This window comes from Pectobacterium fontis (assembly GCF_000803215.1).
Lineage (GTDB): Bacteria > Pseudomonadota > Gammaproteobacteria > Enterobacterales > Enterobacteriaceae > Pectobacterium > Pectobacterium fontis.
In genome coordinates, this window is record NZ_JSXC01000037.1 from 48,529 (window position 1) to 74,198 (window position 25,670).

27 protein-coding genes and 4 pseudogenes are annotated in these 25,670 nt (G+C 48.4%); 18 read left to right on the top strand and 13 right to left on the bottom strand.

The genetic code is table 11. From position 1 onward, the window contains the following. Positions 1-43 precede the first annotated feature (43 nt). From OI69_RS13780 to OI69_RS18870, 8 genes are all read left to right on the top strand, one after another. On the top strand, positions 44-796 hold the full coding sequence (locus OI69_RS13780) for a phage minor tail protein L (protein ID WP_039351540.1): 753 nt from the start codon (positions 44-46) through the stop codon (positions 794-796). A 2-nt stretch (positions 797-798) separates the two neighbouring features. Beyond that, on the top strand, positions 799-1,527 hold the full coding sequence (locus tag OI69_RS13785; RefSeq protein ID WP_039351541.1) for a C40 family peptidase: 729 nt from the start codon (positions 799-801) through the stop codon (positions 1,525-1,527). Further along, positions 1,511-2,113, top strand: a complete 603-nt coding sequence (locus tag OI69_RS13790) for a tail assembly protein (RefSeq protein ID WP_039351543.1) — start codon at positions 1,511-1,513, stop codon at positions 2,111-2,113. Before OI69_RS13785 ends, OI69_RS13790 begins: the two co-directional genes overlap by 17 nt. 9 nt (positions 2,114-2,122) lie before the next feature. Continuing rightward, on the top strand, positions 2,123-2,329 hold the full coding sequence (locus OI69_RS13795) for a hypothetical protein (RefSeq protein ID WP_039351545.1): 207 nt from the start codon (positions 2,123-2,125) through the stop codon (positions 2,327-2,329). Position 2,330: 1 nt separating this feature from the next. Then, on the top strand, positions 2,331-2,693 hold the full coding sequence (locus tag OI69_RS13800; RefSeq protein WP_039351547.1) for a hypothetical protein: 363 nt from the start codon (positions 2,331-2,333) through the stop codon (positions 2,691-2,693). Between the two features lie 425 nt (positions 2,694-3,118). Continuing rightward, entirely contained in the window at positions 3,119-6,547 is a 3,429-nt protein-coding gene (locus OI69_RS13805; protein WP_039351549.1) for a host specificity protein J, read from the top strand. A 372-nt stretch (positions 6,548-6,919) separates the two neighbouring features. Next, on the top strand, positions 6,920-7,555 hold the full coding sequence (locus OI69_RS13810) for a hypothetical protein (protein ID WP_154715559.1): 636 nt from the start codon (positions 6,920-6,922) through the stop codon (positions 7,553-7,555). 8 nt (positions 7,556-7,563) lie between these two features. After that, complete coding sequence (locus OI69_RS18870) at positions 7,564-9,474, top strand: pyocin knob domain-containing protein (RefSeq protein WP_052198380.1); 1,911 nt, start codon at positions 7,564-7,566, stop codon at positions 9,472-9,474. Here OI69_RS18870 and OI69_RS13820 read toward each other — a convergent pair whose 3' ends face one another. Both OI69_RS13820 and OI69_RS13825 read right to left on the bottom strand, forming a co-directional pair. Continuing rightward, positions 9,475-9,696 carry a hypothetical protein gene (locus OI69_RS13820; protein WP_039351554.1) on the bottom strand — a complete coding sequence of 74 codons (222 nt, stop codon included), beginning with the start codon at positions 9,694-9,696 and terminating at the stop codon, positions 9,475-9,477. Between the two features lie 283 nt (positions 9,697-9,979). After that, positions 9,980-10,606, bottom strand: coding sequence for a LysE family translocator (locus OI69_RS13825; protein ID WP_039351556.1), 627 nt, complete (start codon positions 10,604-10,606; stop codon positions 9,980-9,982). 310 nt (positions 10,607-10,916) lie between these two features. Between OI69_RS13825 and OI69_RS13830 the strand changes: the two genes are divergently transcribed. From OI69_RS13830 to OI69_RS13865, 8 genes and pseudogenes are all read left to right on the top strand, one after another. Beyond that, positions 10,917-12,392: an NAD(P)-binding domain-containing protein gene (locus tag OI69_RS13830; RefSeq protein WP_052198381.1), complete on the top strand. Its 1,476-nt coding sequence runs from the start codon at positions 10,917-10,919 to the stop codon at positions 12,390-12,392. 208 nt (positions 12,393-12,600) lie between these two features. Continuing rightward, positions 12,601-13,341: an amino acid ABC transporter ATP-binding protein gene (locus OI69_RS13835; protein WP_039351612.1), complete on the top strand. Its 741-nt coding sequence runs from the start codon at positions 12,601-12,603 to the stop codon at positions 13,339-13,341. 10 nt (positions 13,342-13,351) lie between these two features. Next, the gene (locus OI69_RS13840; RefSeq protein WP_039351558.1) at positions 13,352-14,050 is read left to right on the top strand and encodes an ABC transporter permease subunit; all 699 of its coding nucleotides are present in this window, start codon (positions 13,352-13,354) and stop codon (positions 14,048-14,050) included. 6 nt (positions 14,051-14,056) lie between these two features. After that, positions 14,057-14,815, top strand: coding sequence for an amino acid ABC transporter permease (locus tag OI69_RS13845; RefSeq protein ID WP_235319692.1), 759 nt, complete (start codon positions 14,057-14,059; stop codon positions 14,813-14,815). Beyond that, a complete protein-coding gene (locus OI69_RS13850) occupies positions 14,802-15,647 on the top strand; it encodes a transporter substrate-binding domain-containing protein (protein WP_039351560.1) in 846 nt (281 codons plus the stop codon). The genes OI69_RS13845 and OI69_RS13850 overlap by 14 nt, the downstream gene beginning before the upstream one ends. 21 nt (positions 15,648-15,668) lie before the next feature. Then, a pseudogene (locus tag OI69_RS13855) lies at positions 15,669-15,902 on the top strand (VOC family protein); the annotation flags it as partial. Positions 15,903-16,192: 290 nt separating this feature from the next. Further along, a complete protein-coding gene (abiEi, locus tag OI69_RS13860; RefSeq protein WP_039351562.1) occupies positions 16,193-16,738 on the top strand; it encodes a type IV toxin-antitoxin system AbiEi family antitoxin in 546 nt (181 codons plus the stop codon). After that, positions 16,722-17,639, top strand: coding sequence for a nucleotidyl transferase AbiEii/AbiGii toxin family protein (locus tag OI69_RS13865; protein WP_039351564.1), 918 nt, complete (start codon positions 16,722-16,724; stop codon positions 17,637-17,639). The genes abiEi and OI69_RS13865 overlap by 17 nt, the downstream gene beginning before the upstream one ends. 137 nt (positions 17,640-17,776) lie before the next feature. On the opposite strand, the pseudogene OI69_RS20365 reads toward OI69_RS13865, so the two are convergent. The 10 genes and pseudogenes from OI69_RS20365 to OI69_RS13910 all read right to left on the bottom strand — a co-directional run. After that, positions 17,777-17,860: pseudogene (locus OI69_RS20365) on the bottom strand (type II toxin-antitoxin system RelE family toxin); the annotation flags it as partial. After that, entirely contained in the window at positions 17,850-18,101 is a 252-nt protein-coding gene (locus OI69_RS13870) for a type II toxin-antitoxin system Phd/YefM family antitoxin (RefSeq protein WP_039351566.1), read from the bottom strand. The pseudogene OI69_RS20365 and the gene OI69_RS13870, both read right to left, overlap by 11 nt. 455 nt (positions 18,102-18,556) lie before the next feature. Then, positions 18,557-18,814: a BrnA antitoxin family protein gene (locus OI69_RS13875; RefSeq protein ID WP_039351569.1), complete on the bottom strand. Its 258-nt coding sequence runs from the start codon at positions 18,812-18,814 to the stop codon at positions 18,557-18,559. Further along, positions 18,801-19,100 carry a BrnT family toxin gene (locus tag OI69_RS13880; RefSeq protein ID WP_235319694.1) on the bottom strand — a complete coding sequence of 100 codons (300 nt, stop codon included), beginning with the start codon at positions 19,098-19,100 and terminating at the stop codon, positions 18,801-18,803. The genes OI69_RS13875 and OI69_RS13880 overlap by 14 nt, the downstream gene beginning before the upstream one ends. A gap of 98 nt (positions 19,101-19,198) precedes the next feature. Further along, positions 19,199-21,509, bottom strand: a pseudogene (locus tag OI69_RS13885) (primase-helicase zinc-binding domain-containing protein). 10 nt (positions 21,510-21,519) lie between these two features. Continuing rightward, positions 21,520-21,732, bottom strand: a complete 213-nt coding sequence (locus OI69_RS13890) for a hypothetical protein (RefSeq protein ID WP_039351620.1) — start codon at positions 21,730-21,732, stop codon at positions 21,520-21,522. After that, on the bottom strand, positions 21,725-21,922 hold the full coding sequence (locus OI69_RS19895; protein ID WP_039351621.1) for a host cell division inhibitor Icd-like protein: 198 nt from the start codon (positions 21,920-21,922) through the stop codon (positions 21,725-21,727). The genes OI69_RS13890 and OI69_RS19895 overlap by 8 nt, the downstream gene beginning before the upstream one ends. A gap of 47 nt (positions 21,923-21,969) precedes the next feature. Continuing rightward, a pseudogene (locus OI69_RS19380) lies at positions 21,970-22,269 on the bottom strand (ash family protein); the annotation flags it as partial. Positions 22,270-22,277: 8 nt separating this feature from the next. Beyond that, the gene (locus OI69_RS13905) at positions 22,278-22,502 is read right to left on the bottom strand and encodes a hypothetical protein (RefSeq protein ID WP_015841426.1); all 225 of its coding nucleotides are present in this window, start codon (positions 22,500-22,502) and stop codon (positions 22,278-22,280) included. Continuing rightward, the gene (locus OI69_RS13910; protein WP_039351571.1) at positions 22,499-22,759 is read right to left on the bottom strand and encodes a helix-turn-helix transcriptional regulator; all 261 of its coding nucleotides are present in this window, start codon (positions 22,757-22,759) and stop codon (positions 22,499-22,501) included. The genes OI69_RS13905 and OI69_RS13910 overlap by 4 nt, the downstream gene beginning before the upstream one ends. 542 nt (positions 22,760-23,301) lie before the next feature. Between OI69_RS13910 and OI69_RS13920 the strand changes: the two genes are divergently transcribed. Both OI69_RS13920 and OI69_RS19385 read left to right on the top strand, forming a co-directional pair. Continuing rightward, positions 23,302-24,033, top strand: a complete 732-nt coding sequence (locus OI69_RS13920; protein ID WP_039351575.1) for a hypothetical protein — start codon at positions 23,302-23,304, stop codon at positions 24,031-24,033. Continuing rightward, entirely contained in the window at positions 24,030-24,278 is a 249-nt protein-coding gene (locus tag OI69_RS19385; RefSeq protein WP_072034303.1) for an ogr/Delta-like zinc finger family protein, read from the top strand. Before OI69_RS13920 ends, OI69_RS19385 begins: the two co-directional genes overlap by 4 nt. A gap of 260 nt (positions 24,279-24,538) precedes the next feature. On the opposite strand, the gene OI69_RS19900 is transcribed toward OI69_RS19385, so the two are convergent. Further along, positions 24,539-25,642 (bottom strand): hypothetical protein, encoded by a 1,104-nt coding sequence (locus OI69_RS19900; protein ID WP_154715560.1) that lies wholly within the window; start codon positions 25,640-25,642, stop codon positions 24,539-24,541. Between the last annotated feature and the right edge of the window lie 28 nt (positions 25,643-25,670).

A 25,670-nucleotide genomic window follows, 5' to 3' on the forward strand; every position in this document is an offset into this window, starting at 1 on the left:
ACCCGCTAAAAATAGCGGGTTTTTTGTTTCCGAGATAAACAACATGCCATTAAACACTGACTCCCAAAAACTGGAGCCGGGCGATCGCGTGCGCCTGTTTGAAGTGGACTGCACTGCGTTCGACGGTCCAGAGTTATATTTTCATAATCACCCCATTCAGCACTCGGCAGAAGAAATTGACGCAGCGGGCGGGGATGAAACGCGACTCCCCGCTAAATCCATATGGTGGCAAGGCGTCGAATATAAAGCGTGGCCGACGCAGATTGAAGGGTTGGAAATGACCAGTGACGGCAGCGCTCCGACTCCCACGCTATCGGTAGGGAACATTGACGGAACCATCACCGCACTGTGCTTGGCGTACCAGAATCTGGCGCAGGCAAAAGTGCGTATTCACACCACGTTTGCGCATTATCTTGATGCCCGTAATTTTCCTGATGGCAACGCCGAAGCCGACCCAACACAGGAGCGGTTAGAGGTCTGGTACATCGATAGCAAGATTCGTGAAGATGATGAAGTGATCGCGTTTCAGTTGTCATCTCCAGCGGATTTGCAGGGAATTATGATCCCCACGCGACAGATTCACAGCATGTGCACGTGGTGCCAGCGTGGGCAGTATCGCGGGGCGTCGTGCGGGTATACCGGAACAAACTATTTTGATGCAGATGGCAATCCTGTTGACGATCCGGCAATGGATGAATGTTCCGGCCTGCTATCGACAGGGTGTAAACGACGATGGGGCGAAGATGCTGAATTGCCGTTTGGCGGGTTCCCAGGCTCTGCGCTTATTAAGAGGTAATCGTGAAACTCAGCAAATTAATCATTACAGAAATACTCGCTCACGCAGAGCAGGATTACCCGCACGAATGCTGTGGCGTCATTGTGCAGAGCGGCAGAAAACAGCGTTACGTTAAATGTCGCAATACTGCGATTGAGCCTAACGATCAGTTTTCGATGAGTCCTGAAGATTACGCGGAAGCGGAGGACACAGGCACAATTATTGCCATCGTTCACAGTCATCCTGATGCGACTACACAGCCCAGCAATCTCGATCAGGCGCAGTGTGACCTGTCACAGTTGCCGTGGATCATAGTTAGTTGGCCAGAGGGTGATATTCGCACCATCATGCCGACTGACGGCGTGAAACCTTTGTTAGAGCGGCCATTCGTTCACGGCATATGGGATTGCTACGCCATCGTGCGTGACTGGTATAAATTGGAGCGCGGCATCACGCTGCCTGATTTTGTACGCTCAGACGGATGGTGGGAGCGCGGTGAAAACCTCTACATGAAGCATTACGCGGAAGCGGGGTTTACTGGTGTCAGCGGAGAGTTGCAGCCTGGTGACGTAATCATTATGCAGATTCGCGCCGATGAGCCGAATCATGCAGGGGTTTACATTGGTAGCGGCGAAATGGTGCATCACATGCACGGGCAGTTAAGCCAGAAAGTACCGTATGGCGGGTATTGGCTTGACAGGACTATTACTCGTTTACGCTACGCAGGAGGTGAAAATGCCAGTAGCAATTGAGTATCAGCCACTGAAAACTATCCGGTTATATGGGGTTCTCGGCGCAACGTTTGGGCGTGTTCATAAACTTGCAGTAGAAAGCAGACAGGAAGCTATCAAAGCGCTGAGCGTCATTATTCCGGGCTTTGAAAAATTCCTGCTGACGAGTAAATCGCGTGGGCTTACGTATGCGGTTTTTGACGGCAAACGGAACTTATCTAAAGACGAACTGGATTTTAACGTCAGCAAAGAAATCCGTATTGCGCCGATCATTATTGGTAGTAAAAAAGGGGGAGTATTTCAAACTATTTTAGGTGCGGTGCTAGTTGTTGTTGGGGCGGTTGCAACATATTTTGGCGGCGGTGCAATTGGTGTCCCAATGATGCAAGCGGGCGGCGCAATGATGCTCGGCGGCGTGATCCAAATGCTCTCCCCAGTGCAGGGAGGCGTATCAATGCGCGAGTCTCCCGACAATAAACCCAGCTATGCATTTGGTGGTCCCGTTAACTCCATTGCCCAGGGTAATCCAGTGCCCATCCTCTATGGACGTCGAAGAATTGGCGGTGCAATTATCTCTGCGGGTATTTACGCAGAAGACCAACAGTAAGGAATTCCAATGCAAGAGAAATACGTTATTAAAAACTCAACTGGGTTATATATCGGTAATTTATTAATTGGCGATGATGTGACGTTTGTTAATAAAGTCTCGTTAGCAAAAAATTTTGCTAATGATGTAGCAGCAAATGAATTTATCGAAAGCAAAGGCCTGACTGACGTTGAAGTTAAAAAGGTTAATGTAATTATTACTATTGAAGAGGTGTGATATGCCCTATGTTATTTTTTCTGAACGCAATATTAAAGTAATTGAAGCCAAAGATGGCAAGAAGTATCTGGCAGGCATGGAACTCGTCACGAATGATGAAAAAGAGGAATGCGCTGTTGAGCATGCTAATGCCATTATCAAAAGTGCAATCATTGCCGATGGTGTTATTCAGGCGTATAAATTGCGCGAAACCGATGAGCAGCGCCGCATTGCAGCGCTTGAGAAGCAGATTATACAGTTAAGCGCACAAATATCACACTTGCAGGCTAATCAGGAACGAGCGCACTTCGAAAAAGTGCGAAACTCTGTTATCGCTTCTGTATCGAGAGCATTAGATCATCAATTCGATCCAAAGCTTCCCTAACAAAAGGCTCCCCGCCCGATTCCTGTTGGAGAATATCTCTTTTGGCTATCTCAAGATTTTTTATGGCGAAGGGGATTGCAGTTTCATCTGTACGACTGACTAGTTTTAACAGTACAAATATCATGGACTGAGTAAATATATCAGCAGCTTTAAGTTCATGGCTAATGTTAAGAACGCTTTCGCGTAATACTGCTATTTCTTTTTTGAGTTCATTTTCTGACATTTTAATTTCCATTCCAGAGGTAATCAGCCATCCCTCCGGGGTAAACGCCTGCGCTCGTGCCCAGGCGGGCTGATGGGTTCCCTATGGTGCTGTGCGTAATGTTTTTGGTTTTCACGTTATCCCGATAAACACAGGCTGTATAGCCTGATATTTGATCAGCATTGACCCGCCATAGCGCGGGTTTTTCGTTTCTGAGGTATCTATGCAATCAGTGATTGAGGGGCGCAAGGGCGGTAGCAGTAATGCCCAGGCACCCATTGAATCGCCCGACTCCATCCAGTCAACATCATATGCAAAAATCCTACTGGCGTTGGGTGAGGGGGAATTTAAAGGGGGACTGGATGGCACTCGCATTTTTCTAGATGGAACACCGATCGCTGACGCAAACGGCAACGCCAATTTTTCCGGCGTGACGTGGGAGTTTCGCCCAGGCACACCCGATCAGTCGTATATCCCCGGATTCCCCGGCGTTGAGAATGAAATCACTGTCAGCACAGAATTAACAAGTCAAACCACATGGGTGCGCTCACTGACGAACACCCAGCTTTCTGCTGTTCGTATGCGATTCTCTTGGTCAGCGTTGCAACAGCAGTACGAGAATGGCGACGTGGGCGGTTACAGAGTTGAGTATGCGATCGATGTAGCGACGGACGGCGGCAGCTATCAGGAATTGCTGAAAACCTCTGTGGACGGAAAGACGACAACAAAATACGAGCGCAGCCATCGTATTGATCTGCCCAAAGCCAATACAGGTTGGCAGATTCGCGTGCGGCGCATCACGCCGAATTCAACGAGTAATCGCGTTGCCGATCGCATGGTCATTGAAGCGATTACAGAAGTGATCGACGCAAAACTTCGTTACCCCGAAACGGCCCTGCTTTTCGTACAGTTTGACGCGAAACAGTTCCAGAATATCCCCGCCGTTTCATGTGAGCCTGACGGACGCATTATGCGCATTCCGTCCAACTATGACCCTGCTTCACGCACGTATAGCGGGGCATGGGATGGTTCGTTTAAATGGGCATGGACGAATAACCCGTCATGGATTTACTACGACATCCAGGTCAGTGAGCGCTTTGGGCTGGGTAATCGCATCAAGGCTGAAAATCTGGCACTTACAAAATGGGATTTATACCGTATTGCGCAGTATTGCGATCAGTTAGTACCAGACGGTCGCGGCGGCAGTGGTACTGAGCCGCGTTTTCTGTGTGATGTTTACATTCAGTCTCAGGAAGATGCGTGGACGGTACTCAACGATCTGGCGGCGATTTTCCGGGGCGCGACGTTCTGGGCAAATAATCAGATGAACGTTATTGCTGATATGCCTCGCGATATTGATTACATCGTGACACGAGCGAACGTCAAAGACGGAAAGTTTACGTACAGCAATGCGAGTGAGAAAACGCATTACAGCACAGCTATGGTGTCGTGGTCTGACCCTGCGAATAATTATCAGGATGCCATCGAGTCGGTTTCCGATAACAAACTGGTCATGCGCTACGGAATCAAACAGGCTGACGTGACAGCGATTGGCTGCGTTCGTCAGACTGAGGCCATTAGGCGCGGAAAATGGATTCTGCACACGAACGATGCCGACCGCGCAATTTCGTACACCATGGGACTCGATGGCGACATTCCCGTTCCGGGTTCGATTGTTGGCGTTGCCGATGCGTTGTTAGCCGGTCGCCCACTGGGTGGTCGCATCAGTGCTGTTGATGGCCGAAACATCACACTCGATCGCGTGTCGTCTGCCGCTGTTGGCGAACGATTGATTATCAATCTGCCGAGCGGCAAGGCGCAGGGCCGCACGATTGAGGCCGTCAACGATAAAATCATTACGGTCACGACTGAGTATAGCGAAACACCGATCCCCGAATCAGTATGGGCTGTTGACGCCACCGATCTGGCGCTGCAACTGTATCGTGTTATCGGCGTTGTGGAGGGGGATGATGGTGTGTCATTCGACATTACCGGCATTCAGTATGACCCAGATAAATGGGCAAAAATTGATACCGGCGCACGTATCGAGTCCCGCCCGATCAGTGTTATCCCTCCATCCGTTCAGCCAGCCCCCGCAAACGTTGCAATTAGCAGCTATAACGCCGTCGATCAGGGAATAAACATTACAACCCTGCGCGTGACGTGGGACCGTGCGGAAAGCGCAATAACATATGAAGCGCAATGGCGCAGAGATAACGGGAACTGGATAAACGCCCCGCGAACATCAGCGTTAGGTTTTGAAGTGTCAGGCATTTATGCCGGACAGTATCAATCTCGTGTACGTGCGATCAACGCCTCTGAAATTTCGAGCATGTGGGCAAATGCGCAGGAAACGACGCTGAACGGAAAAGAGGGCAATCCGCCGGTGCTCGCATCATTCACTACTACGCCGCTTGTTTTCGGCATCCAGCTTGACTGGACTTTCCCTGCTGACACAGCAGACACACTGAAAACGGAGATTCAATACTCAGCAACGAGTGACGGACAGAATGCGTTGTTGCTCGCTGATATCGCGTATCCGGCGCGCGCGTATCAGCAGATGGGGTTGAGTATCGGTCAGGAGTTTTTCTATCGCGCCCGTATCGTCGATAAATCCGGTAATCAGGGGCCGTGGACAGACTGGATATATGGCGAATCAAGCACGGATATTAGCGATATCACTGACATTATCGTTAAAGAAGTAACGGATACTGACGCGTGGAAATCCCTTATTGATCCGCTGGAGCGCGATATAGCCAACGGTATGCGTGACAGCATTGAGCAGGCCAAGGCCATCATCCGTAATAGTCTTGCTAATGATTCTGAAACGCGTCGATGGAGAGCGCAAAACGGAGAGCGCACGGCAGAAATAACGGAGACTCGTGCTGTTATTGCAAACGAAGTCGAAGCCCGCACGATCGCGATGCTTGAGATGCAGTCAAGTATCGGCAGCACAAATAGCAATCTCAATACACTACAGCAGACAGTCACGACACTTGAGCAGACGACAGCTCAAAATATCACTGAACTGAACAGTAAGATGATCAATGCGGAATCCGACATTTCTGCTAATTCGTCGGCGGTTCAAGGGTTGCAAACGTCAGTATTTAATATTGACGGACAGTTGAGTGCGCAAGCAACACAGATTAGCCAAATGACAGTAACTGTTAATGGCGTGTCTGCTGAAATCAGTGATGTCAGCAGTCTCGTTAACGGCATGGATGCGAAGATGTCTGCGTATCGATCAATTAAAGTTGCTGTTGATGCGAATGGACGTCAATACATTGCGGGAATAGGTTTAGATGTTTCCAATTCTCAGGATGGGATGCAAGCAAATATTATTATGCTGGCTGACCGATTCACAATGATGACGACTGCGGGAGGGGTGCCGACACCGATATTTACTAATCAGGGTACGCAAGTAATTTTGCGCAGTGCTGTTATTGGAGATGCAAGTATTGATTTTGCAAAAATCACTGATAGCTTGCAATCATCTGATTACATCCCAGGTCAGCGCGGGTGGAAAATACCAAAGAGCGGGGCTTGGGAGTTTAATGGTGAAGTCTCTGGTAGTGGGAGGTTATTAATGTCGGGTACGTCAATAAAATTAATAGACAATAATAACATTGCAAGAATAGAGATATCACTATAATGGCAATATTTATAATACGAGATGAGTTGGGTAATATTCAAATAGACCTAACGTCAAGCTTAACTAAAATATCAGGCTCGATAATTACTACCCCAAATCAATCTGGTAGTATCGCGATACCCAACCCCAATAATGACAGAATCTGGTATCACTCTTCTTTTGCGCAAGCGTGGGACTTAAGCAGAAGGATATTACCCCTTTTAGTATCAATAAACGGGAATGTAATATCGTGGAATTCACATGTATTAATAAATAACATAGTTTATGGCACTTATTAATATGGCAAAAATACAGATAATAAATGATGGCGGGTATACGCTAATTAATGACTCGTTCTTAAATATGTCAATGAAACTAAAAGGAAGCCTATTAATGACTTCCGGTGATGATTATTATTATCAGGATGTTACTTATACAGCCAGGTCAGGTAGCTATCAGCCAATCATAGCTGTTAGATGCACAAGTCACAAGGCTACTGTTTATAGAACCATAAAAAACGGTAATCAATATACATTCCGCATCCTTTTTGGTGATAATGACTCGGCATTGTTCCCGTCGATAGCAGTAGGGGATTATTATGTTTTTGATATAGATGCAGACGATTACTTGGGAACAGGTCACGTCATTTTGAGAAACCAATCAGGAAAGATTGTTTTTGATAGCGATTTAAAATACATGCGTGTTTTATCAATACATTCATTTCCTGAATTTAGGTTAAATAACCAACCAAGAACGGAAATAAATAACGATCCAAATAAAAAGCTGGCGTCCGTTTGTCTAAATTACGGATATTATTATCAATATTCCTCTTATTACGAAGACATAACGAATCAATACGAAATAGATATATTTTATATGTATGACGCGATAATATTTAAAAGTGAAAGCTTTGTTAATCAAGCTTATACTTTTTCCGCATATTCGTATGTACAGGTATCGAGCGGTGGTGCTGGCTCTAGCATATCAATACCAGGAACGTACATGATTATTGATGTAACAAACTATTGAGGTAGAATATGTCTTGGTATAAAACAGGCACTATTACCGCTACAAATAACAGCAAAATTATTACAGGTGCGGGAACGCAATTTACAAACCCATTAAACGGTGTGAGTGCCGGAAGAATGCTACTGTTGCCAGGCGCAGGAGCCGTGCAGATTTATGAGATTGAATCTGTGCAATCTGATACGCAATTAACACTTGTCTCGGCATTTTCTGGCGCGACGGGCAGTGGTAAATTATACGCAATTCCCACGTCGACACCCGTTTCTATTGAACAATTCGCGCATGAGTTCGCGTCAACGCTTGCATATTATCAACAGCAGTTGCAGGGATGGCAGTCAATACTGACGGGAACGGGAGATATTACACTGACGACGCCTGACGGCCAGTCTGTAACTGTCCGTAGTCAAGCTGAGTGGGATCGATTGCTTAATGAGAAAGCAGATTTAACGCAGACATATAAAAAACGCGGTGGGCTAGGAACATTAGATCTAAATACTATTACGGGCGAACAGGATGGTATCTGGTTTCAAAATCAGAACGGAAATGCAACAGCAGAACGGAATTATCCCGTAGCAGTTTCAGGAGCGTTGCTTGTTTTGCAAAATACAGCTAGCGGCCTTAGCGCATGCACCCAATTGTATTTTCCTTTTAATTCTTCAAGGATTTATGTCAGGTATTTCTTGGCGAGTGGTTCAACGTGGGACAGTTGGAGGGAGATTTGGAATAGTGCTACGTTAATAAAGCAATCCAATCCTTTCGCAAATAGCGGGGATGTTCTGGTGGCAGGCTTGGCAGGTGGGATAGGGAAAGACAATTCGACACCAATGCCGAGCGCTACGCCGGCATCTGACTTTCGTATCAACGGGGCGTGGTACGTGCAAGCCGCCCAGCAAAGCGACGTGCCCGCGAACGGGCACGTATTTAACATATTTAGTAACCCGTCTAGAAACTACGGAGTGCAACTGTTTTCTGATTACAGGAATGGGTCCCCTGACATTCGATACAGAACTATTGATAATAATTCCGTGGGAGGTTGGCATCCTCTTGTAACTTCCGACACAACCCAAACTTTAACCGCTGAAAAAATTTTTAACGCGGGCATGCAGGACTTTAGATCTAATTACGGACGCCTAACTGGTCCTGTGCCAGTTTTGCTATCCTCTGCCGCTCAATTAAGCAATATGCGAATTGGTGATGTACTGTTTGTAAACTGCACGGGGTCGGCGGCGGCATTAGTGCCTCAAGCCACTGGATTTTTTCATATTTATTGCGTTGCAAAGTCTGACATATCAACAGCAGCCGGGACTTATGAAGCCTTTCAGTTGGGAACTGCATTTAATAAATATACAGCAAGCTTAGGAAGTGGGGGAACAATAACGTGGAGAAGGGCTTTAATTTTAGGGTATAACGCAATTGCAGACGCCAACGGCTTTTATAAAACGGCGTCACCAGTAATTAGTATTTATGCAGACGGTTCATTCACAACTACAGATGAAGCTTCTGGCATTAATGTTGAAAGACTGAGTGAAGGTGTCTACAAAATCACGGGATGTCACGGTATGCACTCAGATGCAGCGTGGGGCGGCATTGACGGCGGCGTGAGTAATCCGAAATGCCGAAATGATAAACCGCTGCTGTGGAATGATTACGAAGTGGATGAAGACGGTTCAATCACTGTCTACACATTTCATCGCGTTCATCCCGACGCCATGTCGTTTGCTCAAAATCGTCTGACTCTCGACAAAGAACCGTTCAACGAGAAAAAAGGCCACAAACTGGAAGATACGTGGCCGGATCAGTCGCCGATCGACGTGCCGCGTGGGCTATTCATTCAAGTACGCGTGAACATGCCAGATCTGGAGCCAATAAAGCCCGCGATCATGAGCAGCAACGTTTACTGCAACACAACCCCTTCTGCGTGATCACGCAAAAAACGACAATTTACGAGCAATAATATCCAACGCATCTTCAAGCGTCGGAACGGGATCAATATGAATCGCTGGCGCGTGAGTTTCGCCGACGCGTACAGCGACATAAAATCCCGAATCTTCTATCACTGCATATGAATTGACAGGGCAATCAGTCAGCATGTCGTTATCGTCAAGTACGCAGATTATCGTTCCGTGATAATCGATTTTTTTCACTTAATTCCAACTCCATTTCATTAAAATTTATTGTTGGGACGCCAATAGGACACCGTTTGTTTTTAACTGTATGTTTTATTTGTTATATGTCTACTATCGAGCATCGGCGCGATGGAGAAGCGGTTAAGGCAAGATGCCCGGGAATCGGTTGAGGCCGTATTGTTTTTACCTGATTTTTCGTCGGTCATATTGTCGTGAGTGTCTGGCAATGTTGTCTGATGTGATCGTTGTCAGCATCCCTGTGACCTTGCTTATATCGGATTCTAACAGGGGCCATGTTTGATTAACGCGTTGAAACCGCGAGCGTAGTACCTGCCAAAATGAAGATCCCACCCGTTGAGCGGTTAAACAGCTTGATGCGGCGTGGGTTGGAAAAAAGCCCCGATAAACGACGGCCGGTGCAGGCATAAAGAAACATGATGCTGAAATCGAAGAAAGCCCAGGTCACCGCGAGGATGACCAACTGTAAAGCGTGTGGGGCGCTGGTATCGATAAAATTTGGAAAGAGGGCAGCAAAAAACAGCAGATCTTTTGGGTTACTGATCCCGACCAGAAAGCCTTTGCGGAATAGTGGAAACCAGCCTGGGGCCGAGGCTTCCTGCGAGTCCTGCTCTGTTGTGCTCATATCCTTGGAACGCCATGACGCGATGCCTAACCAAACGAGATAAACCGCACCAATAATTTTTAATACGATAAATGCAGTGGTTGACGCAGCGAGGATGGCACCTAACCCCAATGCAGAACAGGACATCAATATCATTGCTGCGCTGACTCCGCCAAGTACGGTTGCTGTTGCGCGTGAAGCGCCGTAGCGTAAACCGTGCGACATGCTGATTAAGGCAGATGGGCCTGGAATAGCGATCAGGGCGATGATGATGCCTGTATAAGCCAGCCAGAGATGAAGGCTCATGGTTTCTCCTGCGTGTAGTTCACGGTGAAAGCGTTATTGAGAACGATGATGTGAGCGAAATATATTCACATACAGATCGCTGTTTTTTCAACGCGTGATAATAGCAGAAAAAAGGTTGATGATACCCCCCTCCAGAGCGGAGAAGCTTATCCACGGTTACGGTAGTGCGCACAAAATGATAAGGGCGTCACTATGCCCCGCATAGCAAAAGTCTGCATTAGGCTAGCAATATTAAATCGTAGTTCCCCTGGCACCGAAGTGCTATCACTCAGCAAATGACTGAATGCATTGACGCAAAAGGATAACTACGATGTCACTTTCTTCGATATCCCCTATTACATCATCCGTAGCCGCAGAACAGGGACTCGCCGTGCTGGAAGCCCGAATCAAACAAGATCTGGACTGGCTGGCCTTGCCCGTAAAACGGTGGCTTCCACAACAATCTGACGCGCAGGTACAGAACGTAGTCATCATCGGCGCTGGCGTGGCGGGTCTGGCGGCAGCGTTCGCACTGCGCCTGCAAGGGATTGACGCGGTGTTGTATGACAAAGCGCCCAAAGATTATGAAGGGCCTTGGGCGACCACCGCGCGCATGGAAACGCTACGTTCCCCAAAACACCTGACTGGTCCGGCGCTGGATATTCCCTCTCTGACTTTTCGCGCGTGGTATGAAGCGCAGTTTGGTCTTGAGTCCTGGGAGGCGTTAGACAAAATCCCCCGTCTGCAATGGGCAGACTATCTTCGCTGGTATCGCCAGGTGTTGGCGCTGGATGTGCGTAACGATCACACCTTGACAGACATTAATGCGCAGGATCCTCAACGTGTCGAACTGACCTTTTCACACCACGGCGAAAACCAACGGGTGAGCGCACGCAAAGTGATCCTCGCCATCGGGATGGATGCCTTTGGTGGGCCTGCGATCCCGAATTTTGTGGCCGATGTGCCGAAGCAATATTGGGCACATTCGGAAGAGGCGATCGATTTTGCCGCTCTGGCCGGACGCCGGGTAGCGGTGGTTGGTGGCAGCGCCACGGCGATGGACGTGTCGGCAACGGCGTTGGAAGCCGGAGCTGCAGGGGTTGAACTGCTGATCCGTCGCCCGGATTTCCCCCGGGTGAACTTGTCGAAAGGGGCGAGTAACCCTGGGTTTGAATCCGGCTACTTTACCCTGCCGGATGAGTGGAAATGGCGGCTGGCTCAGCATATCGCCACGGTCCAGACGCCGCCACCGCACGGCAGCACGCTGCGTGTGTCGCGCCATCCGAATGCCTGGTTCAATTTTAACGCTCCGGTTGAGCGTGTCGAAACCCGAGGAGAGAGCCTTGTCATCCATACGCCACAGGGCGAAGTGCCGGTGGATTTCCTGATCCTTGCCACCGGTTATGCTCTGGACTGGGAGGCTCGCCCGGAATTTCATGCGCTGGTGGGACAGGTTAAAACCTGGGGCGATGCCTGGCAGCCTCCTGCTGATAAGCAAAACGCGCAACTGGCGAGCTATCCCTATCTGGGGGGCGATTTCGCGTTTCAGGCAAAACATCGTGATACTCCAGCCTCACTGGCGCGGCTGCACTGCTTCAGCTATCCGGCGCTGCTCAGCAATGGCCACGTCGTCGGCCTTATTCCCGGCATCAGTCAAGGGGCTCGCACGCTGGCACAAAACATTGCCGGGCAGCTTTACCATGAGGATCGCGAACACCACTATCAGGCCATCATCCATTTCGATGATCCCGAACTGTTGGGTGATGAATGGCAGCCTGCCTTGCCCTATGCCTGGCGCGAACGCTAAGGCGCTTTTTTATCTCCCATAACATGCAGTAACTATAGTTTGTATGCATCCATTCCTGAAAAAAAACTGTTTCGGAAATCTGTTTTTTAACTTTGGATATGTTTTTTTCTTGTTTGTTTTTATAGACCTCGCAGCAATATAGTTTTTGTAAAGAAAGAGATGCCGCTGTTGTGCATTTATCAGGGATCGCCGCTGCGAAAATAGAATGATGATTGCTATTGAAAACATCAGTAAAAGTTTTACTGGCGAAAAAATACTGAAAGAAGTTTCGCTTTCCATCAATGCAGGGGAAATTATCTGCATTATTGGGCCGAGTGGTTCAGGAAAAACAACGTTATTGCGCACGCTGAATTTTCTGGAGCCTGCCGATAGCGGGAAAATAAAAATCGACGATGCCGTTGTTGATTGCGCAAAAGCCGGAAAAAAAGAGATTGAAAAAATACGCGCGAAAACAGCGATGGTCTTTCAATCCTGGAATTTATTTCACAATCTCACCGCACTACAAAATATTACTGAAGGCCTGATCTATGCGCAAAAACGCCCGCGTCAGGAAGCGGTAGCCGCAGCCGAACGTCTGCTAAAACAGGTCGGATTGTTGCATAAAAAAGATCATTACCCCAACAGTCTGTCTGGTGGGCAGAAACAGCGTATTGGCATAGCCCGTGCGCTGGCGATTAACCCGGCAGTACTGTTACTGGATGAGCCTACCTCGGCCTTGGATCCAGAGAAAGTCGGCGAAGTCCTGACGCTGATTCAGGAGATTGCCGCCAACGGGCAAACAATGATTATCGTCACCCATGAAATGGCGTTTGCCCGCCAGGTTGCCTCAAGGGTGGTGTTTATGGAAAACGGGGAAATCGTCGAGCAGGGGCCGCCAGAGCAGATCTTTGGCGCGGCCCTGCACACGCGAACACAGGCGTTTCTTGCCCGATTACAGTTCCACGCCTGAGGCGAGCACCATGAATTCACAACCTTTATTGCGTTTTGACGATCTGCTGTTCATTGTGCCGAAATTACTGGAAAACCTGCCCGTTACGCTGGGGATTACGCTGGCTTCTTTGTTACTCGGTCTGGCGCTTGGTCTGGTCGCTGCCGTTTTGCAGTTTAGCCGCTCATCGCTATTAAGATTGCTGGCAAAGGCGTACACCGATGTGTTGCGCGGTGCGCCGCTGGCGCTGTTAATCCTGCTGTTTTTCTTCGGCGGGAAACTGATTCTCTCGGCGCTGGAACTCCCCGTGCTGCTGATTAACGATACGACCTTTGCCATCTTGTCTATCTCCGTTGGCATTAGCCCCTATTTTGCCGAAATGATGCGCTCGGCATGGAACGCCGTGGATGTCGGACAAAAAGAGGCGATACGCAGTCTGAATATTCCCTGGCACATTGGCATTGCGCACGTCATTTTCCCGCAAGGGCTTATTATCGCTATTCCCAATTTCGGCAATCTGTTAATCAACCTCGTGAAGATGACTTCGTTGGTGAATATTATCGGTATTGTCGATATCTTTGGCAGGGCACAGAAAATTTCGCAAAACAGTTATGGTGCAAAGCAGGTCGCGGCATTTATTAGCGTCATCCTCGTTTACTGGCTACTTAACATGATTATCTTTTATCTCACGAGCCGTATTGAGAAAAAGTATCAATATTTACTGGAGTAAAAGACGATGATGTTTAGCCTCGATTTTATGCGGGATAATTTCACTTTTATATTAAGCGCGCTACCGATCACGCTGCTGATTACCTTTTTATCGTTAATTTTTTCGATGCTATTAGGCGGTGTGTTGGCGTGGGTGATTATTAGAGATCTGCCGTACGTGAAATATCTGGTTAGGGTGTTTATCTCTTTTGGCCGCTCCATCCCCATGCTGGTGATGCTCTATTTTGTTTTTTATGTCTGGCCGTGGCTGGCTAATGGGCTGTTTGGTGGGCCGCAGGACACGCCGTTCAGCTACAAGCTCTCACCGCTGGTTGCCGCCGTGGCCGCCTTTTCCGTGGTGTTTAGTGCCTATTTCGCCGAGACCTTTCGCTCCGCGTGGAATGCAGTGGAAAAAGGGCAGCGAGAAGCTGCATGGTCGATAGGGCTGACGGGTTTTACCCAGTTTCGACGCATTATTTTTCCGCAGGCGGCGGTATCCGCGTTACCCAACTACACCAGCGTTCTGATTGACCTGATCAAGGATACGTCGCTGGTTTATACCATCACGGTGGTCGATGTGATGGCAAAAGCGAATATCGCTGCGGCGCGCGGTTTTCATTATGTGGAGGCCTATTGCATCGTCCTGATTATTTATATTGCGCTTTGTCTGGTCTTGACTCGGATATTGCGACATACCGAGGTGTATCTCAGTAACCGGTGGAAAAGCCATGCAGCAAAAGTGGTTCCATCTCACTCATTTTGGGGAAAGAAATATGTTCAAAAATAAAGTGTTATTGGTCAGCTCGCTGCTGTTGGCATTACAGGTAGCAGCGGCGCAGGCGGTCGAAAAAAGCCCGAATGCCGAAACCGTGGAAGTGGTGGTGAATGCCAACGGGTTCCCGTTTAGCTTTGTGGACGATAACAATAATATTACCGGTTACGATGGTGAGTTATTAAAAGTCATCGACCAGAAGCTCACCAACTATAAATTCCATTTTAATGCGGTCTCCCGCGATGCCATGATCGTCGGTCTGTCCACTGGCGCATATACCCTCGCGGCAGACCACTTTTATCTGACCAAAGAGCGCGCGGCGCAATACGCTTATTCCGGCCAACCTTCGGGCATCAGCGACCTGCGTTTAATTGTGCGTAACAATGAAAACGATATTCATACGCTGGGCGATCTGGCTAGCGGCAAGAAGAAACTGGTGCCGATTCACACGTCTGATGCGCGCTACACCGTGATTGATAACTACAACAAAAAGCACCCAGGTCAGCAAATTAATCTACAGCCGAACGGTGAGCAGTCTGCGGCAGACATTTTCAAAGCCGTCGCCTCTGGAGAATATGATGCGGCTATTTACCCGATTGGCGCCTTACTGGCGTTAAACAAAGCCCTCAGCCTGAACTTGAAAGCCTCCGAGTCTGTCGGTTTGTTCCCCAATGTCTATTTATACAAAAAGAATGCCGACCCGAAGCTGATCAAAGCCATCGACACCGAGCTTGAAGCCCTCAAAAAAGACGGCACGCTCGCGGCGCTGTCCCGCAAGTGGTACGACGAAGATGTGTACAGTCTGCCGGGCGCGAACAATGTCAAAGTGAACACCGACTGGGAATAATTTCTCAAGAGGAGGGCTTTAATGACAACATTAAAATGGGATCACGCCGTTCAGTTTGTGAATCAGCCGGAAGAAGCCATTGCCATCTTTAGCGAACAGAAGCTCAACGCGCTTGCCGGTGGGCGGCATCCCGGCTGGGGGACCTGGAATGCGCTCAGCTATTTCGGGCTCACTTATATCGAATTTCTTGCTATCTATGATCATGCGGAGTTGGCGCAGGCCGATTTTTTGCTCTCTCGCGACGCGGCGCAACTAGCTGGGGGAATCTGAATATCCATCGTAACATTATGATATTTATGTTTTAAGTTTGAATTCAGACTTTGTTGGTATACCTAAGCGTATACCAATGCTGAAAAGTGATAGGGATTTTTTCCAAAGATCTCACCCTGTGAAACCCACCTTTTTGTCACCTTAATCTATGACAATTTTTTAAGTAAGTACACGCGAATGTCACTTATTGGTGTTATTCGTGTGTACTTGACGGGTGGTTTTTATTCAAGTATACGTGAATGACACAATTGTGTGGTTTTCATGTGGACTTATAAATGGACAGGATCACTGCTATTGAACGTTTAAACGCATTCGATAAGCAAGGGCGTTATGTCTTCACCTCCCGCGATTTAGCCAAGATTTTCCATGAGGATACGCCCAGAGCGTTTAATGCCGGGCTAAATCGTTTGGTAAAAGATGGCATCCTAACCCGTGCTATTCGCGGCGTGTATGTTTATAACCATGCCAAAAGCAAAGATGCCTATACGCTTGAGCGTATCGTGTTAGCACTGCGCCGTGGTGAATATAATTATCTTAGCCTCGAATCCGCCTTGTCTGAATATGGCGTGATTTCTCAAATCCCGATTGACCGGATCACGGTGATGACCACCGGACGTTCCGAAGAACATAAAACGCCTTTTGGGGTGATTGAATTTATCCATACCAAGCGGCCACCAGAGCAGATTTTGCAGGATACCTATTTTGGCAATTCTCCGTTACGGCAAGCGACGAAGAAAACCGCTGTGAGGGATTTACGCCGCGTTGGACGCAATACCCATCTGATTGACGAATCGGAGCTACATCATGAATCAGAAAGTTAACTTTGCCGAACTGGTCAGCAAAGCGGTGGAATCAGCCGAGCTTGAAGGCTTGCGCAATGTGGTGGAAAAGGAGCTTTTGCACTATGACATTCTCTACTGTCTTGATAGCGCGGGCTTGTTAGAACAGCTTACTTTTCAGGGGGGAACCTCATTAAGGCTATGTCATGGCGCAAATCGCTTCAGTGAGGATTTGGATTTTGCTGGTGGTGTTGCGTTTTCTGGCGCAGACCTAAAAAACATGAAAGCCTGTATTGAAGATTATCTGGGGAATCGCTACGGCCTTGAGGTCAACGTGAAAGAGCCAAATGAGCTACGGAATGAACCCGGCTATGAGGAAGTCCGTATCGACAAATGGCAGGTATCCGTGACCACTGCACCGGAAAAACGTGATATGCCGAGACAACGGATCAAGATTGAGATCGCCAATATTCCGGCTTATACCAGAACGCCGATGACGCTAAAACGTAACTATGAAGTTCTACCCGATGGTTATTCCGATACGCTGGTCATGTGTGAAACGCTTAATGAAGTGATGTGTGACAAGCTGGTTTCACTCGTCGCTACCACTAAATATATCCGCTACCGTGACGTTTGGGACTTACCGTGGCTGATCCAGCAGAACGCTGCTTATGATATCGATCTGATTCGTAATAAAATACAGGACTATCGTATCCCGAATTATGATGAGCTACTGGCACAGCGTATAGAAAGCATTGATCAGGTTGTGGGGGATGGCCGCTTTAGCGCTGAAATGCGCCGATTCCTGCCACAAACAGTATTTGATCGAACGTTAGGACGTGAGATTTTTAGCCACTATTTGAGCGGCCAATTAAAAGCACTCTTGGGGGCATTACAGCAGGCGCTAAAAGGAGAAGACGGGAAAGCGCCATTCGTTATGTAATCGTCAGTAGCCAAAATAAAAAGATTTTGCACAAAACTGTTCACCCTCTTCACTAGAGGTTTTTATTTTTAATAATCAATAGATTAATGGGTGATGAGTTGGTGAACAGGTGACGAGTTACTCATCACCTTTCAACTTTTGGTGAACTGCTCCCGCATCGAAGCGCTCAGCTTCTTAAATTCTTTCAGCGCGTGCTCTTCAAACTCCAGCTTATAACTTATCCAGATCGACCTTCACACGTTTACCCTTCATCCGGGAACGGGCAATTTTGGCAAGTTCGATATCTTCCTGATAGTCGGCCAGCGCTTCCCATGTTTCAGGAGAAACATAGTAGCCAGAGATACGGCCATTGGTTAGCACGGCTACAGGCTCGCCGTTAGCTTCTTTAAGCGCGGCATTAGGGGACTTTTTAAAGTCGCTGATACTCACGGCTGCATTTGCAAGGATAGGTTGTACGGACATAATCAGCCCCTTTTAAGTATGATATTTGATACTGAATTTAGTACTTAATCAAAAAAGCAGCAACATTACGATATAAACGCGCTGCCACAATAAAAAGATTTTTCACAAAACTATTCATCCTCTTCACCATAGATTTTTATTTTTACTAATCAATTAATTAACGGGTGATGAGTCGGTGAACAGGTGACGAATTACTCGTCACTTATGCAGCATGATTGGGGAATCTTCTATAATGAGATAGCGATGAGCGTAAATGATAAACCAGAGAATATTAATGTTGAGGTTGAGATCAACGCTCTCTTTGTTATTACTGCCTTCATTACCGAATTGAAAAACAATGACCTGCAATAAAGCGCTGCGAGCACTATTAGATAGAAAATCACTATGTAAGTAACGGTCGCAGCATGATAGCCGCAACCGTTTTTTAAGATTATGCAAAAAGAGAGGGTTCGGACTCAGGAACGCAATGCCTTTTCCATTTCCCGGCGCAGGATATTATTTAACCGTGTCTGATAGCCCGGACCTTCACTTTCAAGCCAGTGCAGTACATCTGCGTCAATACGTACCGTTTTCTGTACTTTTACCGACTTATAGAATTTACCACGTACCGCGTTGTTCCAAACCGCGTCAGACAGTTCTGGCGCGTCGCTGTAATCGATATCTTTATCCGCCATGTTGCTAAGGCGATCAATTTGTTGTTTACGATTTACCATCTTCGTACCTCGCTCTCTCTTTGGCGTTGGCTTTACGAGCAGAAATAATCCTTATTGAGCCGAATCTGTCGGTATGAACCACCAGAAGTAATATCTGCCCGGCGACTTTGCCTATGGTCTGGTATCGCTTTTCTCCGTAATCAAATCTGTCATCCAGTACGCTCAGCGCGTCAGAATCAAAAAAGATTTCACAAGCGAATTCAAAAGCGACATTGTGCTTATGTAAATTTGAGTGGGCTTTATCCTCATCCCACTCAAATTCAATTCCATTAAGTGTGTGGTGAATATCCAAAAATCACACCATGTAGTTGCTTTTTGTAGTTACATTTTAGGCTACTTATTACCCATGTCAAGCAGAGTAATCAGTCTGGCAGGGTATCGTCATCAGTACGACTCACATTTGGGCAGCCAGTCGGCGTCAGATTCGTCTTTCAGCTCAAGATTGGTCTGTATGCCCAGCTTGGTTCTGCCCTTGAGGTAACTCTGCCCGTATTCCGACATCATGTTAGGCAGCACCTTACCAAAGGCCGTCAGGCTGATGGGCTTCTGGTGGCCGTGCGACTCCATAAAGGACAGATAGGCGTGGTACAGGTATTTACGCGGGTTACGTGGGGTGATGTTAGCGTTGCCCATATACAGCCCGGTGGTGTCGCTGTGCGCCAGCAGGTAGCCGCAAAAATCAACCAGCGGGTCGGCCTGCCGTTTGATTTCCAGCGCCTCAGCGGAGTGTTGCTGTGCCTGTAACAGTGTCCGGGCGTCGTTTGGCTCTGCAAAGCGTTTCATCAGGTGACGCACTATCACCGCCAGTTCAGCGCGGATTTTCTCTTTCAGCTTGGGGTCGCGTTCGCTGGCCGGGATGGTTTCACCGAAGTGGATAATCACCCGGCGACGGGATACGCCGCCGCTGCGGTCGCTAAAGCGCATCGGCGAGTTGTTGACGGCCAGAATCACCGCCGGTATCCGGGTTGAGTAAGCGTCACGGTATTTCGGGTCAACCATTACCGCATCGCCGCCGGTAATCGCCTTGATACCTGCACCGTCACCGCTCCATTTCTCTTGGTCAGGCAGGACGATGAGTGAGAAACGAGCGCTCACGGGATGATTCAATGGTGTTGATGGTGGCCGCCGTGGCGTTATCGTCCCCGGCCAGCATGATGGCAATTTCGGCCAGAATACTTTTCCCGCTGCCACCGGGGCCGGTGACTTCAAGGAACAGTTGCCAGTCGTAGCAGTTCGCCAGCACCATAAACAACGCGGCCAGAATGCGCTCCTGTTTATCAGGGTGGTTTCCGGCGGCTCGGGTCAGCCAGCGCCAGAAGTGCGGGGCATTGTCGGCAAGGTTTTCCCCGGTCTTAAACGGCGTGTAATCCACGTCATTCACGGTATGTAACCAGTGCTCCCGGCGATGCGGTTTAAATTCACCGCTGGCGGTATCAAATACCCCGTTACGAAAACCGATTAACCGGCGCTGGGGTTCAGACTGCATAGGAACAATCAGTTTCAGCGTATTAATGACACTGTCTATGCCGGACGCGGTGAAGGGTGCCTGTATCTTCTGAAACAGTGCGGCGATATCCCGGCTTAACAGACGGTGAGGCAGGACTTTCCATGCGCCGTTCTGGTACTGGAAGAACGTTTCCCCGAACGCGTCAATCGCCAGCGTGTCGCGGTAGTGTTCGCGTATCTTTTCCGCTTTCTCACTGGCGCTCATGGCCTTGAATTCAGCCTCGCCCAGCGACGCAAACGGGCTGGTTTTTTCCGGCTGGGTAAAGGCATGCAGATGCTGTCGGGTGGCGTCGGCACCCTCGGCACGATACACATCATTCCAGTCACCGAACACCGGCGGCAGCGCAACACGGCCATTGACGGCAACGGCGGCCTGTTCGGCTTTGCTCTGCGCGGTGCCGTTCTCGTCCCGGTCAGCGGCTATCAGCAGCGTGACCGCCGGGTGGCGGGTTTTCAGCTCACGGGCAAGGGACGGCAGGTTGTTCGCGCTGAGCGCGACATACACGCTATCACCGGTTAACTGATGCAGCGTTAAGCCGGTGGCGTAGCCCTCGGCCAGCCAGATAACGCTGGCCTGTTTGCCGCTGAAACAGTGAAAGGCACCTTTGACCTGTCCGCCTTTTAACGTGCGCTTGTCGCCCTGTGCGTTGATAAGCTGGAGATTCACCACCTCACCGTCCGGTGTGGTCAGTGGCACCAGTACATCGCCGGGCTGATAGGTGATACCGCCCATGCGCAGCGGTTTACCCTGTAGGGTGGGCACGGCCACATCCGGCCAACCTTTAGCGCTCAGGTAGGTGTTGCCGGGTTGTGTCACCGCCTCTTTCAGTTTGGCCTGTGCCTGAACCGCCGCCCGTTGCCGGGCGGCCTCGCTGTCTTCTTCAGGCATTGACGCTGCCGGACAGTCCGGCAGGTCGCCCAGCCATGCGCCTACTTTCAGGGCGGCTTCTGTCGGCGTCAGGTTCAGGGCTTTTTCCACCAGATTCAGGCCGTCCCCCGCGCCGCACTGGTTACAGAACCATGTGCCACGCCCTTCCTTGTTATCGAAGCGAAAACGGTCTTTGCCCTCGCACATCGGGCAGGCGGTATGTTGCCCGGTGGCATCAATGCGAATACCCACAGCCGGGAGCAGTTGCGGCCAGTGGCCGCTGGCGCGTTTCACAGTCTGTGTCACGGTAAGGTGTGCCATGCGTTGCCCCTTAATGCAGTGTGGTGTCGGTGTACTCAACATCGCTCAGGTCGCTGAGCGCGTCGGGTGTATCCAGCGTGGATGACAGCACTTCCAGCCGTTCGGCCAGCACAAACAACAGCACCTCTTTTGCCATCGGGTTATCCAGTTCAATCACGGCATGGGTTAAGGCGCGGCACTGGTCGGTCAGCTCTTCCGGGGTCAGGGGCGTGTCATCAAACATGGCGTGTACTCCGCAGCGGCAGACGGCCAGCAAACGACAGCACATAGTCACGCGCCAGCAAACGGCGGGCGCTGATTTCATCCGGGGCGATAACGGCTTCACGGTGCGGCAAGGCGCGTAATTCAGCGCGGCGCACGGCCAGAAACAGAAAGGTAAATTGCGGGTGTGACGGGGTGGGGGTCGTAGCCATGTGGCAGTCTCCGTTGAGTAGCTAAGATAGCTACCACCAGAAACGCCAATTTCAAGGGTGGTAGCCCAGACGGGGTTGGCGTAACCGGCCTCAACGAACACCGGCCAGCCCGAAGGCTGCCCCGCCTGAGCCACCATTGTTTGGATGCAATAACGGCTAAAAAGCTGCCGCACATTATGCAGGTGTGCTAAGGCTGCGACGTAAAAAAAGACGCATGGCGCGTCTGGTGTCGCCGTTGAGTTGTTCAGGACGCCAATCCCGGCTACCGATTTTGCGGCAGCGACAAAACTATAACGCCAAAAAGCCCCGGCAGGCAAGCCGGGGAAACGGATAAATTGCGCAGTCATGAACAGCCTCAGCAATTGGTCAGCGCATCACCGGCACGGGATGCGCAGTAACGCCGGGGAGAATCAGAGGCGGCGGGCGTCGGTGCAATGCTCAGCAGCAACGCGCCGAAACGCTGTTCACGGGCGGCAATGGTGGCCGGGTTACGAATAGCAGGCAGCAGTTGGTCGCACAGGCTGAGGGCTTCCCGTTCATCGAGTGTGACTGACTGCCCGGCGATAGTGAATGTGATCATGCGTGGTTCTCCTGTTGACGGGCGGCGATACGCTCGGCCACCCAGTGATGAATTTCGGACTCAACCCAAGCGACGTTCTTCCCACCCAGCGACACACGGGCGGGAAAAGCCTTGCGGCTACTCAGTTCGTACAGCGTCGAGCGGGAAATGCCGGTGACGTGCAACACTTCCGGCAGGCGCATTAAGCGCTCTCTGACCGGATGCGGTGACATCGGGGGCATAGCAGGAATGGGGGTTGGGGGTGTGGCTGACAACATGTGGCGCTACCTCGTTAATGTCCGCCCGGCTCTGGCCGGATGGCGCTGGATTTCTCTGGTAGCTCGCTATTATGTGAATATTTTCGGAGACCGCAACAAGGGGAAGTTGTGCCATACGCCAGCAAAATGGCCTAAAAATCAACCAATTCAATATTTCTGTTATACCGTGTTCTACCCTGATGCAACCACGTGCAATGACGTACATTTCTAATAATTTATTCTTTTATTTCCCCATTCATTTAGAGATAAAAGTTCTAAAAAAATCGCTCGCCAGAAAAAAGCTCAAAAAACCGGGTGAACAGTGTGAACACTCGGTGAAGAGTTTTTTATCAACTCTTCACCCATTTATTTATTGATTTATCTATTCTTTTTTCTCAGGTGAAGAGTAGTGAATAGTTTTATAAAATAGTTAGTTCCCAATTAGGGAAGCGGTCTGCGATAGAGATTGTTTTGTGTGGGAAGTGACACAACCGGCTCAGATAGCGGGAGTTGTGTGGTGAATTGCACAATAGCCACCAGATAACCCAAACAGGACAACGGCCATGGCTAAAACTTCCGCTTCAATACTGAATGAACGTATCACCAAACAACGTAACTACTACAACAATGCTAAGGCCGCCTATCAGAAAGATAACTGTGCTTTACAGAACGTGATCAGCGCGATTGAAAATGCCCAAAAGCAGCAGCGTGTGGAGCAGGAGAAAAGCCAGTTACTGGAAAATGACTGGCGGCAGCGCTTCCGTGATGCAGGCGGCCAGATGTCAGACGATTTGAAGTCACTCCATTTACAACAGGTATCACACAAAGAGCTGGCGAAAGAGTATGACGGTCTGGTGGCCTCGTTAGAGTTGGATAAAGAGCAAGCTGAATTGTCCGCTGCCAAAAGCGGACTGGATTATCAAAATGCCCACCGCTCCCTGATGCGTAGTTATGCCGCTTACGAGCTGGAAAAAACGATGGAAATGGTAGAGCCGCTTATCAGGAGCATGGCTTTACGGCTTCATGCACTTTCCCTGCAATCACACGACGAGCAGATCTATGACCATGTGAACTTCACCACTAGCGCGCACCAGGCCGTGAGTCAGGAAGTTATTCAGCAACTTGTCACCCGTATGGATAACTACCGTTTTGACATGAAAGAAGAAGCACTATTGCAGGAAATCGGCCTGTATAGCCCAACCCTACCGAATATCAGTGAAGCCTTGTTGACCAGTCCAATCAAACGGATGCAAAAAGGTCAGGCGCTACGCAAAGAACGGGAGAAAGCGAAATGATGTCTTGCCCGTTCTGCGGCCATGCTGCGCATACTCGGACTAGCAAAATTTTTTCGAATAATGTGAAACGGCGTTATCACCAGTGCCGGAATATTGAATGCTCTGCAACATTCCGCACAATGGAATCGATAGAGGAAATTATTCAGCCATCACACCGAAGAGATCTGCCGGTGCCAGATATTCCGTTATCACCGATCATGCAGAAAAAATATAAGGATTACCCGGCCTCAGCCCAACATAATTAGTTAGTCAGGTTATAATTTCATTGTCGTTAATATCAGGACGTCGCCCGCCATTGCGCGGGCTTTTTTGCGAGCTTTTTTCTCTGGCTAGCGATTTTTTGACCGTGCATGCATACGGTGCATGGAATTGCATGCAATACTTACCCCCGAATCTGCCCTACAGCGCCAGTACTGGCACGGCCTGAGCGCCTCCATGCAACTGCATGAAAAGCGCTACATAAAGCGGGCAGGCGTGGCGGGGGTAGCATTGCGCGCTAGGGGCTTTAATCTTCCGCACCTAATAAAATTGGACCTTCGTAAAATTTTCCTGTGCGATAATTTACTTCAAAATAGCTATATAGCCTCTGTGGGTGATCGTTAAATAGCTCATCTTTGGTAATTATGAATACTGGGATAGATAAGTTTTTTTTAGTTATATATTCTTTTATTTCAATTATCTTTTCGTCTGAATAAGTTAGTAAGCAAGATAGAATTATGAAATCACTGCCGATAATTTGTGCAGTATTGATTAGTTCATCTATCTGTCTTTTAGTAAATGAACTATTTGATTTGCATTCACATAATCCTAATTTTTTCCCTATTTTTATGAAAAGGTCTATGTCTGATATTAATTCACCGTTTTTAAAAATTTCATAATTTGATTCGTAATTAAAATGACTATATTTTTGCTTATGAATATGATTTATTAGGAGTGCAGTAGATAGTTGGCCTTGATCAATTGCTCGGCTTACTAATTGATTTAGTTTGTAATGATCGCTTTGTATTTTCCCTTCAATGAATACAGGTATTTTCACTGAATTTCCGCAATCTACGCAATAATTATCTCGTTGAAATGACTCCAGAGAAAACCAAAGAATTGCAGAGCAGTGGTTACATTTGAAATTTTTCCCGCGTAGCAATATTTTTTTATCACAAAGTGTCTGGAGGTTTGGTGAGAATTTTTCAAATTCATTCTTATTGAACTGTAGTTTGCTAATTATAGTTTCCATTGTCACTACAGTTGGTGTGAATGATATTTCACCTCTTTCTTTTAATGTTCCAAGATATGCTATTAAATCATCATTGGATGATATTTTTTCAAGTTCTGGCAGGGCTTTTTTTATTAATTGTTTGGTTCTGGTATGTGGTGTCAGAGATATAAGAAGATTAAATGTTTTCTCATTACACAATAAATAAGCATTATCCATTCCACCAATAATGTTTATTAATTGTTCGAGTATATATGTTTTAGGTGTTTCTTCAATAATTAAGTCAAAATGTGCAAAGTGATGTTTCAGTAATTCTTTAAATAATGGTAGTTTAAAAGACTGTGTGACTCCCGACGTCTGATAGGGGGTAAAATGTGAGAAATATACAGAAAGCCCCAATTTAGATAGGCGTGTGAAGTATTCAGGA